Source organism: Streptococcus sp. CF8-6 (assembly GCF_024295845.1).
Taxonomy (GTDB): Bacteria; Bacillota; Bacilli; order Lactobacillales; family Streptococcaceae; genus Streptococcus; species Streptococcus oralis_BO.
In genome coordinates this window covers 45,543-60,428 of sequence record NZ_JANCOF010000006.1, presented here as the reverse complement: position 1 = coordinate 60,428, position 14,886 = coordinate 45,543, and the positions used below count along the sequence as shown (strand labels likewise).

General features: G+C 41.0%; 14 protein-coding genes. 11 read left to right on the top strand and 3 right to left on the bottom strand.

Going from position 1 to position 14,886, the window contains the following annotated elements; translation table 11 throughout:
* The first annotated feature begins 31 nt into the window (after positions 1 to 31).
* Positions 32 to 1,072 carry a translation elongation factor Ts gene (gene tsf, locus NML69_RS08690; protein ID WP_254726382.1) on the top strand — a complete coding sequence of 347 codons (1,041 nt, stop codon included), beginning with the start codon at positions 32 to 34 and terminating at the stop codon, positions 1,070 to 1,072.
* A 103-nt stretch (positions 1,073 to 1,175) separates the two neighbouring features.
* Here the strand turns inward: tsf and cysK are convergent, their stop codons facing one another.
* From cysK to NML69_RS08675, 3 genes are all read right to left on the bottom strand, one after another.
* Entirely contained in the window at positions 1,176 to 2,102 is a 927-nt protein-coding gene (gene cysK, locus NML69_RS08685; RefSeq protein ID WP_001029449.1) for a cysteine synthase A, read from the bottom strand.
* Between the two features lie 96 nt (positions 2,103 to 2,198).
* Positions 2,199 to 2,642: a PH domain-containing protein gene (locus tag NML69_RS08680; protein ID WP_254726380.1), complete on the bottom strand. Its 444-nt coding sequence runs from the start codon at positions 2,640 to 2,642 to the stop codon at positions 2,199 to 2,201.
* Between the two features lie 15 nt (positions 2,643 to 2,657).
* A complete protein-coding gene (locus NML69_RS08675) occupies positions 2,658 to 3,293 on the bottom strand; it encodes a YigZ family protein (protein WP_254726378.1) in 636 nt (211 codons plus the stop codon).
* 56 nt (positions 3,294 to 3,349) lie between these two features.
* On the opposite strand from NML69_RS08675, the gene NML69_RS08670 reads away from it, so the two are divergent.
* From NML69_RS08670 to NML69_RS08625, 10 genes are all read left to right on the top strand, one after another.
* A complete protein-coding gene (locus NML69_RS08670; RefSeq protein WP_254726376.1) occupies positions 3,350 to 4,648 on the top strand; it encodes a DEAD/DEAH box helicase in 1,299 nt (432 codons plus the stop codon).
* Positions 4,645 to 5,307, top strand: a complete 663-nt coding sequence (locus NML69_RS08665; RefSeq protein WP_254726374.1) for a ComF family protein — start codon at positions 4,645 to 4,647, stop codon at positions 5,305 to 5,307. The genes NML69_RS08670 and NML69_RS08665 overlap by 4 nt, the downstream gene beginning before the upstream one ends.
* Positions 5,308 to 5,386: 79 nt before the next feature.
* On the top strand, positions 5,387 to 5,935 hold the full coding sequence (gene raiA, locus NML69_RS08660) for a ribosome-associated translation inhibitor RaiA (RefSeq protein WP_000599111.1): 549 nt from the start codon (positions 5,387 to 5,389) through the stop codon (positions 5,933 to 5,935).
* A gap of 81 nt (positions 5,936 to 6,016) precedes the next feature.
* A complete protein-coding gene (locus NML69_RS08655; protein ID WP_198460230.1) occupies positions 6,017 to 7,195 on the top strand; it encodes an acetyl-CoA C-acetyltransferase in 1,179 nt (392 codons plus the stop codon).
* 146 nt (positions 7,196 to 7,341) lie between these two features.
* Positions 7,342 to 9,315: a DHH family phosphoesterase gene (locus tag NML69_RS08650; RefSeq protein WP_254726372.1), complete on the top strand. Its 1,974-nt coding sequence runs from the start codon at positions 7,342 to 7,344 to the stop codon at positions 9,313 to 9,315.
* The gene (gene rplI / locus NML69_RS08645; protein WP_000864211.1) at positions 9,312 to 9,764 is read left to right on the top strand and encodes a 50S ribosomal protein L9; all 453 of its coding nucleotides are present in this window, start codon (positions 9,312 to 9,314) and stop codon (positions 9,762 to 9,764) included. The genes NML69_RS08650 and rplI overlap by 4 nt, the downstream gene beginning before the upstream one ends.
* Positions 9,765 to 9,807: 43 nt before the next feature.
* Positions 9,808 to 11,160, top strand: coding sequence for a replicative DNA helicase (gene dnaB, locus NML69_RS08640; protein WP_096421437.1), 1,353 nt, complete (start codon positions 9,808 to 9,810; stop codon positions 11,158 to 11,160).
* A gap of 1 nt (position 11,161) precedes the next feature.
* Positions 11,162 to 11,437, top strand: coding sequence for a Veg family protein (locus tag NML69_RS08635; RefSeq protein ID WP_001278166.1), 276 nt, complete (start codon positions 11,162 to 11,164; stop codon positions 11,435 to 11,437).
* A gap of 90 nt (positions 11,438 to 11,527) precedes the next feature.
* Positions 11,528 to 12,649: a CHAP domain-containing protein gene (locus NML69_RS08630; RefSeq protein WP_254726370.1), complete on the top strand. Its 1,122-nt coding sequence runs from the start codon at positions 11,528 to 11,530 to the stop codon at positions 12,647 to 12,649.
* A 116-nt stretch (positions 12,650 to 12,765) separates the two neighbouring features.
* Positions 12,766 to 14,835, top strand: coding sequence for an SIALI-17 repeat-containing surface protein (locus NML69_RS08625; protein WP_254726368.1), 2,070 nt, complete (start codon positions 12,766 to 12,768; stop codon positions 14,833 to 14,835).
* Positions 14,836 to 14,886 lie beyond the last annotated feature (51 nt).

Here is a 14,886-nt window from a genome sequence, read left to right as displayed (position 1 = left end):
CTCCTATTTTAAAAAATATAGGAGAATCAAAATGGCAGAAATTACAGCTAAACTTGTTAAAGAGTTGCGTGAAAAATCTGGTGCTGGTGTTATGGACGCTAAGAAAGCATTGGTTGAAGTTGAAGGTGATATCGAAAAAGCGATTGAATTGCTTCGCGAAAAAGGTATGGCAAAAGCAGCTAAGAAAGCTGACCGTGTTGCAGCTGAAGGTTTGACTGGTGTATTTGTTAATGGTAACGTTGCAGCAGTAGTTGAAGTAAATGCTGAAACTGACTTTGTTGCGAAAAACGCTCAATTCGTTGACTTGGTAAACGCAACGGCTAAAGTAATTGCTGAAGGAAAACCAGCGAACAACGAAGAAGCTCTTGCTTTGACAATGCCTTCAGGTGAAACTCTTGAAGCTGCATATGTATCTGCAACAGCTACAATCGGTGAAAAAATCTCATTCCGTCGTTTTGCTTTGCTTGAAAAAACAGATGCGCAACACTTTGGAGCTTACCAACACAACGGTGGCCGTATCGGTGTTATCTCAGTTATCGAAGGTGGAGACGAAGCGCTTGCTAAACAAATCTCAATGCACATTGCTGCGATGAAACCAACAGTTCTTTCTTACAAAGAATTGGATGAACAATTTGTTAAAGCTGAGTTGGCACAATTGAACCACGTAATCGACCAAGATAACGAAAGCCGTGCAATGGTTGGTAAACCAGCTCTTCCACACTTGAAGTATGGATCAAAAGCACAATTGACTGATGAAGTGATTGCTCAAGCTGAAGCTGACATCAAAGCTGAGTTGGCTGCAGAAGGCAAACCAGAAAAAATCTGGGACAAAATCATCCCAGGTAAAATGGACCGCTTCATGCTTGACAACACTAAAGTTGACCAAGCATACACACTTCTTGCACAAGTATACATCATGGATGACAGCAAGACAGTTGAAGCTTACCTTGAATCAGTAAATGCTTCAGTAGTTGAGTTCGCTCGCTTTGAAGTTGGTGAAGGTATTGAGAAAGCTGCAAACGACTTTGAAGCAGAAGTTGCAGCTACAATGGCAGCAGCCTTGAATAACTAATAGAAAAGGAAGCAACTTGCTTCCTTTTTCTTTTTGTCTAGAGAGTAGAGTCTTTATGAGTAAACAAAAAGCCCTTTAATAAGGGCTAAGTGCATTTAGGAGGCTACACTTCAAACTCATAGAGTGCTGTAGACAAATAACGTTCGCCGTTATCTGGTGCTAAAGCAAGGACTTTCTTACCTGTACCTAATTTCTTGGCAACCTCAATTGCCCCGTAAATCGCTGCAGCTGAAGAAATCCCAACAAGGAATCCTTCTTTTCCACCAATTTCACGGCCAAGCGCTAGAGCATCATCTGACGTTACGCGGACGATACCATCATAGGCTTTTGTATCAAGTGTTTCAGGAATAAATCCAGCTGAGATGCCTTGAATTTTGTGAGGTCCTGGTTTTTCACCAGACAAGATAGCTGACTCGTCTGCCTCAACTGCATAAACTTGAATGTTTGAATTTGCTGCTTTAAGAGCGTGAGAAACACCTGAGATCGTTCCGCCGGTGCCAACACCACCCACAAAAGCATCTAGTCCATCAGAACCGAAAGCAGCCAGTATTTCAGCTCCTGTTGTTCTTTCGTGCACTTCTGGATTAGCTGGATTATTAAATTGGAGGGGAAGGAAGCCGTCACGTTCAGCGGCGATTTCCTGAGCTTTGGCAATAGCCCCTTTCATTCCTTCGCTACCAGGAGTAAGGACGAGTTCAGCACCATAGGCTTGGATAATCTTGCGTCGTTCCACACTCATCGTTTCAGGCATGACGATAACAACTTTATATCCTTTAGCGGCACCAACCCATGAAAGACCGATACCAGTGTTTCCACTCGTTGCTTCAACAATGGTAGCACCCGGTTTTAGAATACCATCTTGTTCCGCTTTTTCAATCATGCTAAGGGCAATGCGGTCTTTTACTGACGATCCAGGGTTAAAAGCTTCTAGTTTAACATAGACGTCTGCAGCACCCTCTGGAACAATGTTGTTAAGTTTAACAATCGGTGTTTGTCCGATTAGTTCAGTGATATTGTTATAAATAGCCATAGATATACCTCTTTGTATAAGATGATACTAGTATAACGCGCTTAAGGCTATTTGTAAAATATAGAAATCCTATCAAAGTGATAGGATTTTTTTATATCAATGGTCTAAGCCATTAATTTTTAATCGATTGTGATAAGCCAATTCTAATAGATAGGTGTAAAGAGGGAGGATATCTGTTTTTTTGGGGAATTCAAATTTATGGAAACTCAGATGCTCATTATGTGCTTTTAGAAAGACATTTTCTAAATAAGTAATCGTAATCTCACTATCATCTATACCTGTTCCAGCAGTTTCCATTTCAACGTTTACAATGTTCATCAAAAAGAGTGACTTAACAGATACCTTGCGACCAGTGGCACCTTGCTTATCTGTAAAAATAATACGGATATTTGTAAAGATAATTGAATCGCGAATAAGTTTATATCCACTTTGAATTTCTTCATTCTCTAGTAGATATTGTCCATATTCTTTGATAAGAGTCTCTTTGTTTTCCTCGCTGAAGTTACCAGCAAGTCCTTGAATAAATTTTCCAAACGCCATGTATTTCTCCTTTGTTTACACTAAGTCTACAGGAACTTCAACTTCTCGTAAACCTTGATCCGTTAAAGTAACCTTTCCATTAAAAAACTCTACAAGAGCAGACTTGATATTTTCTTTCTCTTCCTTATCAACATAAATCATTGTATCAACTTGATCTGTAAAGTTTGTATCCAGCTCCATGAGATGATGTTCTTTAAGAAAATTGCTATATTCTTGATACTGGGCGTAAGACATCTGAATGGCTATGCCAGCCTGCTCTTTGATTTCAATAATGCCAATTTCTTTAACAGCCAAGGCCACACTACCTGCATAAGCACGGATCAAACCACCAACTCCTAGCTTAATTCCCCCAAAGTAGCGTGTCACTACCACACAGAGATTGGTAAGATTATGATTTTCTAAGACTCCGAGCATAGGGACTCCAGCAGTACCACTAGGTTCGCCATCATCACTCGTACGCTTGATTTCACTGCGTTCCCCAATAATAAAGGCAGAGCAGTTATGGGTGGCTTTGTAGTGTTCTTTTTTGATGGCAGTGATAAAATCACGAGCCTCATCTTCACTATAGACACGCTTGGCATGACAGATAAAGCGCGATTTTTTGATTTCTTCTTGGACTTGCCCATCCTCTTTAATTGTTCTAAATTCCATGATTTAATTGTACTAAAAAAACACCTAAAGCGCTATATTTTTACGAATAAAGAAGTATGAAAGTAAATCCAAATTACCTCGGTCGCTTGTTTACTGAGAAAGAATTAACAAAAGAAGAATGTCAGATGGCTGAGAAACTTCCAGCAATGAGAAAAGAGAAGGGGAAACTGTTTTGTCAACGCTGTGATAGTACGATTCTAGAAGAATGGTATTTGCCTATTGGTGCCTACTATTGTAGAGAGTGTTTGCTGATGAAGCGAGTCAGGAGTGATCAAGCCTTATACTATTTTTCGCAGGAAGATTTTCCAAAGCAAGATGTTCTCAAATGGCGTGGTCAGTTAACCCCTTTTCAGGAAAAGGTATCAGAGGGGTTGATTCGAGCAGTCGAAAAGAAAGAACCGACTTTAGTTCATGCTGTGACAGGAGCTGGAAAGACAGAGATGATCTATCAAGTTGTTGCCAAAGTGATTGATGATGGTGGTGCAGTTTGTTTGGCCAGTCCTCGAATTGATGTGTGTTTAGAACTGTATAAGCGACTGCAGAATGACTTTGCTTGCGATATAGCGCTACTCCATGGCGAATCAGAGCCCTATTTTCGGACTCCCTTAGTAGTTGCAACAACTCATCAGTTATTAAAATTCTATCATGCCTTTGATTTGTTGATAGTAGATGAGGTAGATGCCTTTCCTTATGTTGACAACTCTATGCTTTACTATGCTGTAAAGAATAGTGTAAAGGAGGATGGATTGAGGATATTCCTTACAGCAACTTCTACAGATGAGTTGGATAAGAAGATTCGCACAGGAGAATTAAAACGATTAAGCTTGCCGAGACGGTTTCATGGAAATCCTTTGATTATTCCTAAGCCAGTCTGGCTATCAGATTTTAATCGCTGTTTAGAGAAAAGTCAGTTGTCAACTAAGTTAAAGACCTATATTGAGAAACAGAGAAGAACAGGTTATCCCTTACTGATTTTTGCATCAGAGATTAAAAAAGGCGAGAAACTAAAAGAATTATTGCAGGAGCAATACCCGAATGAAACTATCGGCTTTGTGTGCTCTGTCACAGAAAATCGATTAGAGCAGGTGCAAGCTTTTCGAGATAGAGAGTTGACGATACTCATCAGTACGACAATTTTGGAGCGTGGAGTTACCTTCCCTTGTGTGGATGTTTTCGTAGTAGAAGCTAATCATCGTCTCTTTACCAAGTCTAGCTTGATTCAGATTGGAGGGCGTGTTGGGCGTAGTATGGACAGACCAACTGGTGAGTTGCTCTTTTTTCATGATGGATTAAATGCTTCCATAAAGAAGGCAATCAAGGAAATCAAGCAGATGAACAAGGAGGCGGGATTATGAATTGTTTACTATGTGGCCAGACTACAAAGGGTGAGCTTACTTTTAGTAGTCTCTTCCTTTTGAAGGATGACTGCAGTTATCTTTGTTCAGATTGTGCTTCTAGTTTTGAGAAGATTGGTGAGAATTATTGCCCAAACTGTATGAAAACAGGCATGTCAACTAAGTGTCAAGATTGTAAACTTTGGTGTAAAGAAGGAGTTCGGGTTGATCATAAGGCGATCTTTACCTATAATCAAGCCATGAAAGACTTTTTCAGTAGATATAAGTTTGATGGCGATTTTTTGCTTAGAAAAGTTTTTGCGTCCGTTCTTGCTGAGGAGCTGAAAAAGTATAGAGGTTATCAATTTATTGTAATTCCCCTAAGCCCTGAAAGATTGCTTGAGAGGGGGTTTAACCAGGTTGAAGGTTTGGTTGAGGCAGCAGGCTTTTCTTTTAAAGATATATTAGGAAAAAGAGAAGAGAGCGCCAGTTCCTCTAAAAGCCGTTTGGAAAGGTTGGCTACTGAAATTCCATTTTTTATTAAAGATGGCATCTCACTTCCTAAGAAGATTTTGCTGATTGATGACATCTATACAACAGGGGCAACTGTGAATCGAGTGAAACGACTTTTGGAAGAAGCAGGTGCTTTGGAAGTTAAAACTTTTTCCCTTGTAAGATGAGGAAAAAATTTGCAAAATGAAAATGAAAGCGTTATAATATAATTAGAAAAACAAAAATGTTTAGAAAGAAGGTACTTATATGATTAAATATAGTATCCGTGGTGAAAACCTAGAAGTAACAGAAGCAATTCGTGATTATGTAGTTTCTAAACTCGAAAAGATCGAAAAGTATTTTCAACCTGAGCAGGAGTTGGATGCACGTGTGAACTTGAAAGTTTACCGTGAAAAAACAGCAAAGGTTGAAGTAACAATTCCACTTGGATCTATTACTCTTCGTGCGGAAGATATTTCTCAAGATATGTATGGTTCTATCGATCTTGTAACAGATAAAATTGAACGTCAGATTCGTAAAAATAAAACTAAAATCGAACGTAAAAATAAAAATAAAGTTGCGACAAGTCAACTCTTTACGGATGCTCTGGTTGAAGATGCAAATGTTGTGCAACCAAAAGTCGTTCGTTCAAAACAAATTGATTTGAAGCCGATGGATTTAGAAGAAGCCCTTCTTCAAATGGATTTATTGGGACATGATTTCTTTATCTATGTAGATGTAGAAGATCAAACAACTAATGTTTTGTATCGCCGTGAAGATGGTGAAGTTGGTTTGTTAGAAGTGAAAGAATCATAAAATAGAATTTTTAAAGTGGTTTACACCAGTGTAAACCACTTTTGTATTGCATTATTATAAAAGGTATAAATGGGGGTAGTTATGAAAGACGTGGTGATTGTTTCAGCAGTGCGAACTCCAATAGGCTCCTTTGGAGGAAGTTTGAAGAATGTTTCAGCTGTTGATTTGGGAGCTTTGGTTATTAAGAGTGCTTTGGAAAAAGCCAATGTCAAATCAGAGCAGGTAGACGAAGTGATTATGGGGAATGTCCTAGGCGCAGGTTTAGGCCAAAATGTAGCCCGCCAAATGAGTATTCATGCTGGACTTTCTGAATTTACACCAGCCTTTACCATCAATAAGGTTTGTGGTTCCAGTTTGAAGGCAGTGCAGTTGGCTGCTCAAGCGATTCGATGTGGCGATGCAGATATTATGGTAGCTGGTGGTGCAGAAAACATGAGTCAGGCACCATACGTTTTGCCAAGTTTCCGTTGGGGTGGTCGTATGGGCGATTCGAAAGTAGTAGATACCATGATTAAGGACGGTTTGTCTGACGCCTTTAACGAATACCATATGGGGATTACAGCTGAGAGTGTAGCTGAAGAATATGGCATCAGTCGAGAAGAGCAAGATGCTCTTGCTTTGGAATCACAAAAACGAGCAGTTGCAGCTATAGAATCTGGACGCTTTAAAGAAGAGATAGTGCCAGTGGTCATTCCTCAACGCAAAGGCGATCCTATCGTTTTTGATACAGATGAATATCCTAGAAAAGATGCTAGCTTGGAGAGCCTGTCTAAGCTAGGTCCGGTTTTCAAAAAAGACGGTTCTGTCACAGCGGGAAATGCTTCCGGTATCAATGACGGGGCAGCAGCTGTCTTGGTCATGAGTGCTGAAAAAGCTGAAGAATTAGGACTTTCAGTGATTGCCCACATTCGTTCGTATGCAAGTGCAGGTTTGGATCCTAAGATGATGGGATGTGGACCGATTTATGCGACTCGCAAAGCTCTTGAAAAAGGCAATTTGACAGTTGATGCTCTTGACTTGATCGAGTCAAATGAAGCCTTTGCTGCTCAGGCTTGTGCGGTTGGGAAAACACTTGGTTTCAACACAGATATTGTCAATGTCAATGGTGGCGCCATTGCTCTTGGTCACCCAATTGGGGCTTCCGGTTGCCGTATCCTAGTAACACTGGTACATGAGATGATGAAACGTGATGTTAAAACTGGGTTAGCAACTCTCTGTATCGGAGGAGGGATGGGAACAGCCCTTATCGTGGAACGTTAGGTGTTGGTAATCTGAACATGTGGGCTAGGAGGGTGATGATTCCCTCCTCTTTTTGTGTCTGAAGTTAGAGAAATGAAGGGCTTGCATCTTTTAAAAGGTCGCTTTTTAAGGGTTTTTGTGATATAATAATGCGCAAGAGGTTTAGAATGAAAAAAAATAATTTAATCCCGTTTTCTGCGGTCTGGCTAGGACTTGCTACTTTCGGAATCTTAACTTTGCTGATTATTTTTTCACATAATCTTGCTGTAACAATCACTGTTTTGTTTTTATTTGTACTTCTTTATCTGCTTTTATTTGTATGGCAAAAAAAACAGTATGAAAAGAGCGAAATTGAACAAATCCAATATGTAAATCACCAAGCCGAAAATAGCTTGAGTACTTTGCTTGATCAAATGCCGGTGGGAGTCCTAAAATTAGATTTATCAAGTGGAGAAGTGGAATGGTTTAATCCTTATGCTGAGCTGATTTTGACTACTGAAGAAGGCGAAATTGATGTTGAGTTAATTCAAATCATCATCAAGGCTTCTGTTGGGAATCCAGGTTCGTATGCTACCTTGGGTGAAACACGATATGCGGTTCATATGGACAAGGCTTCAGGTGTTTTGTATTTCTTTGATGTTTCTGGGGAGTACGAAGCAACTGTTGAATTAGTAACTAGTCGTCCAGTCATTGGAGTCATCTCAGTAGATAACTATGATGATTTGGAGGATGCAACATCTGACTCCGATATCAGTCATATCAATAGTTTTGTAGCCAATTTTGTTTCAGAATTTGCTAGTAAGTATGCTATGTTCTCTCGCCGTGTGGGGATGGATCGTTTTTATGTATTCACAGATTACACAGTACTCGAGGAATTGATGAATGATAAATTCTCTGTTATTGATACTTTCCGAGAAGAATCAAAACAGAGGCAGCTACCCCTAACCTTAAGTATGGGATTTTCTTATGGTGATGGAAATCATGAAGAGATAGGGAAAATTGCCTTGCTCAACTTGAACTTAGCAGAAGTTCGCGGTGGTGACCAGGTGGTGGTCAAGGAAAATGATGAAACCAAGAATCCAGTCTACTTCGGTGGAGGAACTGCTGCATCTATCAAACGTACTCGTACACGTACGAGAGCCATGATGACAGCCATTTCTGATAAGATTCGAAGTGTTGACCAAGTTTTTGTAGTCGGTCATAAAAATCTAGATATGGATGCCTTGGGTTCTGCTGTCGGTATGCAGTTGTTTGCAAGTAATATTATCGAGAACAGTTATGCTGTCTATGATGCAGACCGGATGCCAGCAGATATCGAACGTGCTATCCAACTCTTGAAGAAGGAAGATGTCACGAAACTTTTATCTCTTACAGATGCGATGAAGCTAGTTACAAACCGTTCATTATTGGTTCTGGTGGATCATTCCAAGACGGCTCTGACCTTGTCAAAAGATTTTTATGATTTGTTCACTCAAACTATTGTTATTGACCATCATAGACGTGATCAGGATTTCCCTGAGAATGCAGTCATCACCTATATTGAAAGTGGAGCAAGTAGTGCCAGTGAGTTGGTCACAGAATTGATTCAGTTCCAAAATTCTAAGAAGAATCGTTTGAGTCGTATGCAGGCCAGTGTTTTGATGGCTGGTATGATGCTGGATACCAAGAATTTCACATCTCGCGTGACGAGCCGAACCTTTGATGTGGCTAGCTACCTGAGAACACGGGGAAGTGACAGTATTGCTATCCAGGAGATTGCTGCGACAGATTTTGAAGAGTACCGTGAGGTAAATGAACTCATTTTACAAGGTCGTAAGTTAGGTTCAGATATCTTGATTGCTCAAGCTAAGGACTCAATTTCTTATGACACAGTTGTTATCAGTAAGGCTGCCGATGCTATGTTAGCTATGTCTGGCATTGAAGCCAGCTTCGTTCTGGCAAAAAATACACAAGGATTTATTTCTATCTCAGCTCGAAGTCGTAGTAAAATCAATGTGCAACGCATTATGGAAGAGCTGGGTGGTGGAGGTCACTTTAATCTAGCAGCTGCGCAAATCGAGGATATGAGTTTGTCAGAAGCAGGAGAAAAATTGACTCAACTAATCTTGGATGAACTAAAGGAAAAGGAGAAAGAAGAATGAAAGTAATCTTTTTAGCAGATGTTAAAGGAAAAGGAAAAAAAGGCGAAATCAAGGAAGTGCCAACAGGCTATGCTCAAAACTTCCTGATTAAAAAGAATTTGGCCAAGGAAGCGACTGCTCAAGCAGTGGGTGAGTTGCGTGGAAAACAAAAATCAGAAGAAAAGGCTCATGCTGAAATGATTGCTGAAGCAAAAGCCATCAAAGCTAAGCTTGAAGCAGAAGAAACAGTTGTAGAATTTGTTGAAAAGGTTGGACCAGATGGCCGTACATTTGGCTCCATCACTAACAAGAAAATTGCAGAAGAATTGCAAAAGCAATTTGGTATCAAGATTGACAAACGCAATATTCAAGTGCAAGCACCAATTCGAGCAGTAGGTTTGATTGATGTACCAGTGAAGATCTATCAAGATGTTACAAGTGTCATCAATCTTCGTGTAAAAGAAGGTTAAGTTTACAACTTCTTGACAAGATTGTAAAAGGAAGGAAAGTCGGATGGCAGAAGTAGAGGAACTGCGAGTTCAACCTCAGGATATTTTAGCAGAACAATCTGTTTTGGGGGCTATTTTTATAGATGAGAGTAAGCTCGTTTTTGTCCGAGAATACATTGATTCTCGTGACTTCTTTAAGTATGCTCATCGGTTGATTTTCCAAGCGATGATAGACTTGTCAGATCGTGGGGAAGCGATTGATGCGACGACAGTTCGGACGATTTTGGATAGCCAAGGAGATCTCCAAAATATTGGTGGCTTGTCCTATCTTGTTGAAATTGTCAACTCTGTACCAACTTCAGCTAATGCGGAATATTATGCTAAAATTGTAGCTGAAAAGGCTATGCTACGTCGCTTGATTTCCAAGTTGACAGAGTCTGTCAACCAAGCCTATGAAGCTTCTAAACCTGCAGATGAAATCATTGCTCAGGCTGAAAAGGGGCTTATTGATGTTAGCGAAAATGCCAATCGTAGTGGGTTCAAGAACATCCGAGATATTCTAAATATCAACTTTGGAAACCTAGAAGTTCGGTCACAACAAACAACGGATATCACTGGTATTGCAACGGGCTATCGTGATTTGGACCATATGACGACAGGTCTCCATGAGGAGGAGTTAATTATCCTAGCAGCTCGTCCGGCGGTTGGTAAGACAGCCTTTGCCTTGAATATTGCTCAGAATATTGGGACTAAGTTAGACAAAACGGTTGCTATCTTTTCGCTGGAAATGGGTGCGGAAAGTCTAGTAGACCGTATGTTGGCGGCCGAAGGCTTGGTGGAGTCTCATTCTATCCGTACGGGTCAATTGACTGATGAGGAGTGGCAAAAATATACCATTGCTCAAGGGAACCTAGCCAACGCGAGTATCTATATCGATGATACACCAGGGATTCGGATCACGGAAATTCGTTCGCGCTCACGTAAACTGGCTCAAGAAACGGGCAATCTAGGCTTGATTTTGATTGACTACCTACAGCTTATCACAGGGACTGGTCGCGAGAACCGCCAACAAGAAGTTTCTGAAATTTCCCGTCAGTTGAAAATTCTAGCTAAAGAGCTAAAGGTTCCAGTCATTGCTCTTAGTCAGTTATCTCGTGGAGTGGAGCAGCGTCAGGATAAGAGACCAGTCTTGTCTGATATTCGTGAATCGGGTTCTATCGAGCAGGATGCGGATATCGTAGCCTTTCTATACCGTGACGACTACTATGATCGTGCGGGTGAAGAAGAGGAAGGAATTCCAAATAATAAGGTTGAGGTTATCATCGAGAAAAACCGTAGTGGAGCTCGAGGAACGGTGGAATTGATTTTCCAAAAAGAATACAATAAATTTTCAAGTATCTCAAAGAGGGAGGCATAAGATGTCAGATGCATTTACAGATGTAGCCAAGATGAAAAAAATCAAAGAAGAGATCAAGGCGCATGAGGGACAAGTCGTTGAAATGACTTTGGAAAATGGCCGTAAGCGCCAAAAAAATAGATTGGGTAAGCTAATTGAGGTGTATCCATCTCTATTTATCGTTGAATTTGGGGATGTTGAGGGAGACAAACAAGCTAATGTTTACGTTGAATCCTTCACCTACTCAGATATCTTGACAGAAAAGAACTTGATTCGCTATCTGGACCAAGAATCCTAAAATGAAGTGAGCTTTGCTCACTTTTTTCTTTTTCTCCCGAATAGTATAAACGAGGGTAACCTCGGAAATTTATATCATTAAGGAGAATGAATGACGTTTTTAAAATCAGGAGTTAAGAAGAGTAGATGTACTCAGTTGAGTGTAGGGCTGGCTACTTTGTTTGTTACAAGTACCTTTTTGTTTGGTGGAGAATTGGTTCAGGCCGATAGTGTAGCGCGTGGAGATGACTATCCGCTTCACTACAAAAATGGTAGTGTTGAAATCGATCAGTGGCGGATGTATTCTCGTCAGTGTACCTCTTTTGCAGCCTTCCGTTTGAGTAGTGTAAATGGCTTTGAGATTCCTCCTGCTTACGGAAATGCAAATGAGTGGGGACATCGTGCAAGGCGAGAAGGCTACCGTGTGGATACTAAGCCAGAAGTTGGGGCTATTGCATGGTCAACAGAAGGTTATTATGGGCACGTGGCCTGGGTATCAAATGTATCAGGGGATACGATTGAGATTGAAGAGTATAATTATGGGGTTCGAGAAAAGTATAACCGTCGAAAAGTCAAGGCTAGTTCGATGACAGGTTTTATTCATTTCAAGGATTTATCTACTAGCCATAGTGCGGGTGAGAATGCTCGTAGCTCAGAGCTTCCGTCTAGTGGGACAATGGTATTCACGGGGAAATCGCCTATTATGGACCAACCATCAAGTACAGGACAGGTTATTGACTACTATTATGCTGGTGAGAGTGTAAGCTATGACCAGGTTATTGAAAAGGACGGTTATAAGTGGCTCGGTTATTTGTCTTATAGCGGTTCTAGAAGATATGTGCAGTATGCAAAGTTAAGCAATACAGAGAAAGGCTGGAAAAAAGAAGGAGGGAGTTGGTATTACCAAGAGAATGGTAAGCTAGCAACAGGATGGAAAAAAGTTAACAGCAATTGGTATCATTTAAAAGAAAATGGGGCCATGTCAACTGGATGGATTAAGGATGGCTCTCACTGGTATTATCTAAAGGCTTCGGGTGAGATGCAGACGGGATGGCTTAAAGACAAGGGAACTTGGTATTACTTAGAGGAATCTGGCCGGATGAAAGCTAGTCAATGGTTCCAAGTCTCGGGTAAACATTACTATGTTGATGTTTCGGGAGCCTTAGCTGTTAATACGATTATTGATGGCTACAGACTCGACAGTGATGGGGTAAGAACAGGAAGTGTTTCTTAATCATCATACAGGCTTTCTTCTTGTTTATAAAAATTTTAAAAGCTATAACAAATTAGTTGACGTTCGTTAAGCAATATAATATAATAACATTAAAAACTATAAAGGGGCATTGTCTAATGGACAAGAAGAAAGTTATTTTAACAAGTTTAGCAAGTGCAGCTGTATTGGGTGCTAGTGTACTCGTTTCACAGCCTTCAGTAGTTAAGGCAGATGAAGGGAAAACAGAAGAGCAGGCAGTTGTTCCTGCACAACCACAAGCTGCCACAGAAGGGGAGAGCAGTGCTCAAACTGAAAAGGAATCAGAAAACCCTAGTCCAGCTAATCCTGACGCAACGAATCCAGCTAAGATGACCAAAGAAGAGTTGATGAAGGCTTTGGATGAACTTGAGGAACAGGCTATTAGTGATATTGAGGATAAGGAAGCAATTGAGGACAAAGAGGGTGCAGCTGAAGCTGTGAAGGAATATATCGGTAAGATGTATATTTCAGATACTCTTGAGTCTGGAGAGCTCAGCTTAGATAATATCATCGCTGAATTACCAGAGGGTGCAGAGGATAAACCAGTGGTGACAGGTCCTGAAGTTCAAACTAATAAAAAATTATCTACTGAGGAGAAGGCCTTACTAGACCAGGCTGAAAAAGATGCCAAAGAACAAGTGTCTCAAGCGACGGATGCTCTGGTTCAAGCCCTAGAATCTCTAGAAAATGCTGTAATTGAAGATATTAAAAAAGACGCTTCAATCACCGATAAAGAAGCGGCTATCAAAGAAGCCAAAGAAGAGATTGGTAAAGAAGATCTTTTGAAGGCTATCGCAGATGAGGATTTGGAGATTGGTGATGTTATTGTAGACTGGCCAGCAGATACGAGCGAGCACAAAACAGTAGCTGAACCTGTATCAGAATTCACAGATGAGGACCAAGCTAAGTTAGACGAAGCTGATAAAGAGGCTCAGGTTGATGCAGCAAAAGTTCGCTCAGATTTAATCGCTACCTTAGAAAAAATTGAAAAATCAACCATCGACGACATCAACAAGGATGCCACTATCACTGATAAGGAAGCGGCGATTAAGGCAGCTAAAGAAGTGATTGGCAAGGACGGCATCTTGAAAGCTATCGAAGAAGGTGACATTGATGCCTCAGACTTGTTAGATGATTTCTTGGCCGAAGACAGTGAACAAGTCACACCGGCCGAAGCGATGAGCCAAGAAGATTTCTCAAGCCAAGACCAAGCAAAACTCGCCGCAGCAGATAAGGAAGCAGCAGAAGAAAATAGTAATGCGAAAAAACTTGAGCTAAGTAAATTAGAAGAGCAAGTTGCTAAGATTAAAGCGCAATTATCAAGTTTACAAGTTTCTGGTGACAAGAATAGTCAAGTCAAAGACTTGCAACAAGCTTTAGCAGACTATGAGGATGCTATTAAGACTCTAAGCAGTGTCATGTCGGCTGTTCTTGAAATTGAAGACTTTAAAGGTGGGGTGAACGCAGTAGAAGCTGCAACTGCAGAGTTGCCAGAATACAACAAAGGTGCAAATGCGGTAGAAGCTGCTGTAAATGAACTCCCAGCCTATGGCGAAAGTGGCGCTCCAGCCGTAGCGAATGTTCCAGCTTATGGAGAAAGTGGTTCCCCAGCCGTAGCGAATGTTCCAGTTTATGGAGAAAGCGGTGCTCCGGCAGTAGCGAGTGTTCCAGCCTATGCAGAAAGCGGTGCTCCAGCAGTAGCGAATGTCCCAGTTTATGGAGAAAGCGGTGCTCCGGCAGTAGCGAGTGTTCCAGCCTATGCAGAAAGCGGTGCTCCAGCAGTAGCGAATGTCCCAGTTTATGGAGAAAACGGTGCTCCAGCAGTAGCGAATGTTCCAGTTTATGGAGAAAGCGGTGCTCCGGCAGTAGCGAATGTTCCAGTTTATGGAGAAAGTGGTTCCCCAGCAGTAGCCAATATTCCAGCCTACGCTGAAAAGATTGAACCAGCAGTAAACGAAGTTCCAGAATATACTAGCAGTGTAGCTCCTTTGGCTACAAATCCTACTCTCGGAACGAAACAAGATCGTACCTACAAAGCGCCTGCAGCAACGGATGAACAACTCCTTCCAGATACAGGAAGCCAAGATGCTTCAGCAGTCGCATCGCTAGGATTTATTGGTCTCCTTCTTGGTTTGCTACCATTTGCAAAGAGAAAATTGAACAAATAAATCGCATGAAATCAATAAAAGAAAAGGATTTGAATAGTCCTTTTCTTTTTT

Bases quoted from the DNA above. Each gene is read 5' to 3' on its own strand.
- tsf (WP_254726382.1), top strand. From the start codon at position 32: ATGGCAGAAATTACAGCTAAACTTGTTAAAGAGTTGCGTGAAAAATCT.
- cysK (WP_001029449.1), bottom strand. From the start codon at position 2,102: ATGGCTATTTATAACAATATCACTGAACTAATCGGACAAACACCGATT.
- NML69_RS08680 (WP_254726380.1), bottom strand. From the start codon at position 2,642: ATGGCGTTTGGAAAATTTATTCAAGGACTTGCTGGTAACTTCAGCGAG.
- NML69_RS08675 (WP_254726378.1), bottom strand. From the start codon at position 3,293: ATGGAATTTAGAACAATTAAAGAGGATGGGCAAGTCCAAGAAGAAATC.
- NML69_RS08670 (WP_254726376.1), top strand. From the start codon at position 3,350: ATGAAAGTAAATCCAAATTACCTCGGTCGCTTGTTTACTGAGAAAGAA.
- NML69_RS08665 (WP_254726374.1), top strand. From the start codon at position 4,645: ATGAATTGTTTACTATGTGGCCAGACTACAAAGGGTGAGCTTACTTTT.
- raiA (WP_000599111.1), top strand. From the start codon at position 5,387: ATGATTAAATATAGTATCCGTGGTGAAAACCTAGAAGTAACAGAAGCA.
- NML69_RS08655 (WP_198460230.1), top strand. From the start codon at position 6,017: ATGAAAGACGTGGTGATTGTTTCAGCAGTGCGAACTCCAATAGGCTCC.
- NML69_RS08650 (WP_254726372.1), top strand. From the start codon at position 7,342: ATGAAAAAAAATAATTTAATCCCGTTTTCTGCGGTCTGGCTAGGACTT.
- rplI (WP_000864211.1), top strand. From the start codon at position 9,312: ATGAAAGTAATCTTTTTAGCAGATGTTAAAGGAAAAGGAAAAAAAGGC.
- dnaB (WP_096421437.1), top strand. From the start codon at position 9,808: ATGGCAGAAGTAGAGGAACTGCGAGTTCAACCTCAGGATATTTTAGCA.
- NML69_RS08635 (WP_001278166.1), top strand. From the start codon at position 11,162: ATGTCAGATGCATTTACAGATGTAGCCAAGATGAAAAAAATCAAAGAA.
- NML69_RS08630 (WP_254726370.1), top strand. From the start codon at position 11,528: ATGACGTTTTTAAAATCAGGAGTTAAGAAGAGTAGATGTACTCAGTTG.
- NML69_RS08625 (WP_254726368.1), top strand. From the start codon at position 12,766: ATGGACAAGAAGAAAGTTATTTTAACAAGTTTAGCAAGTGCAGCTGTA.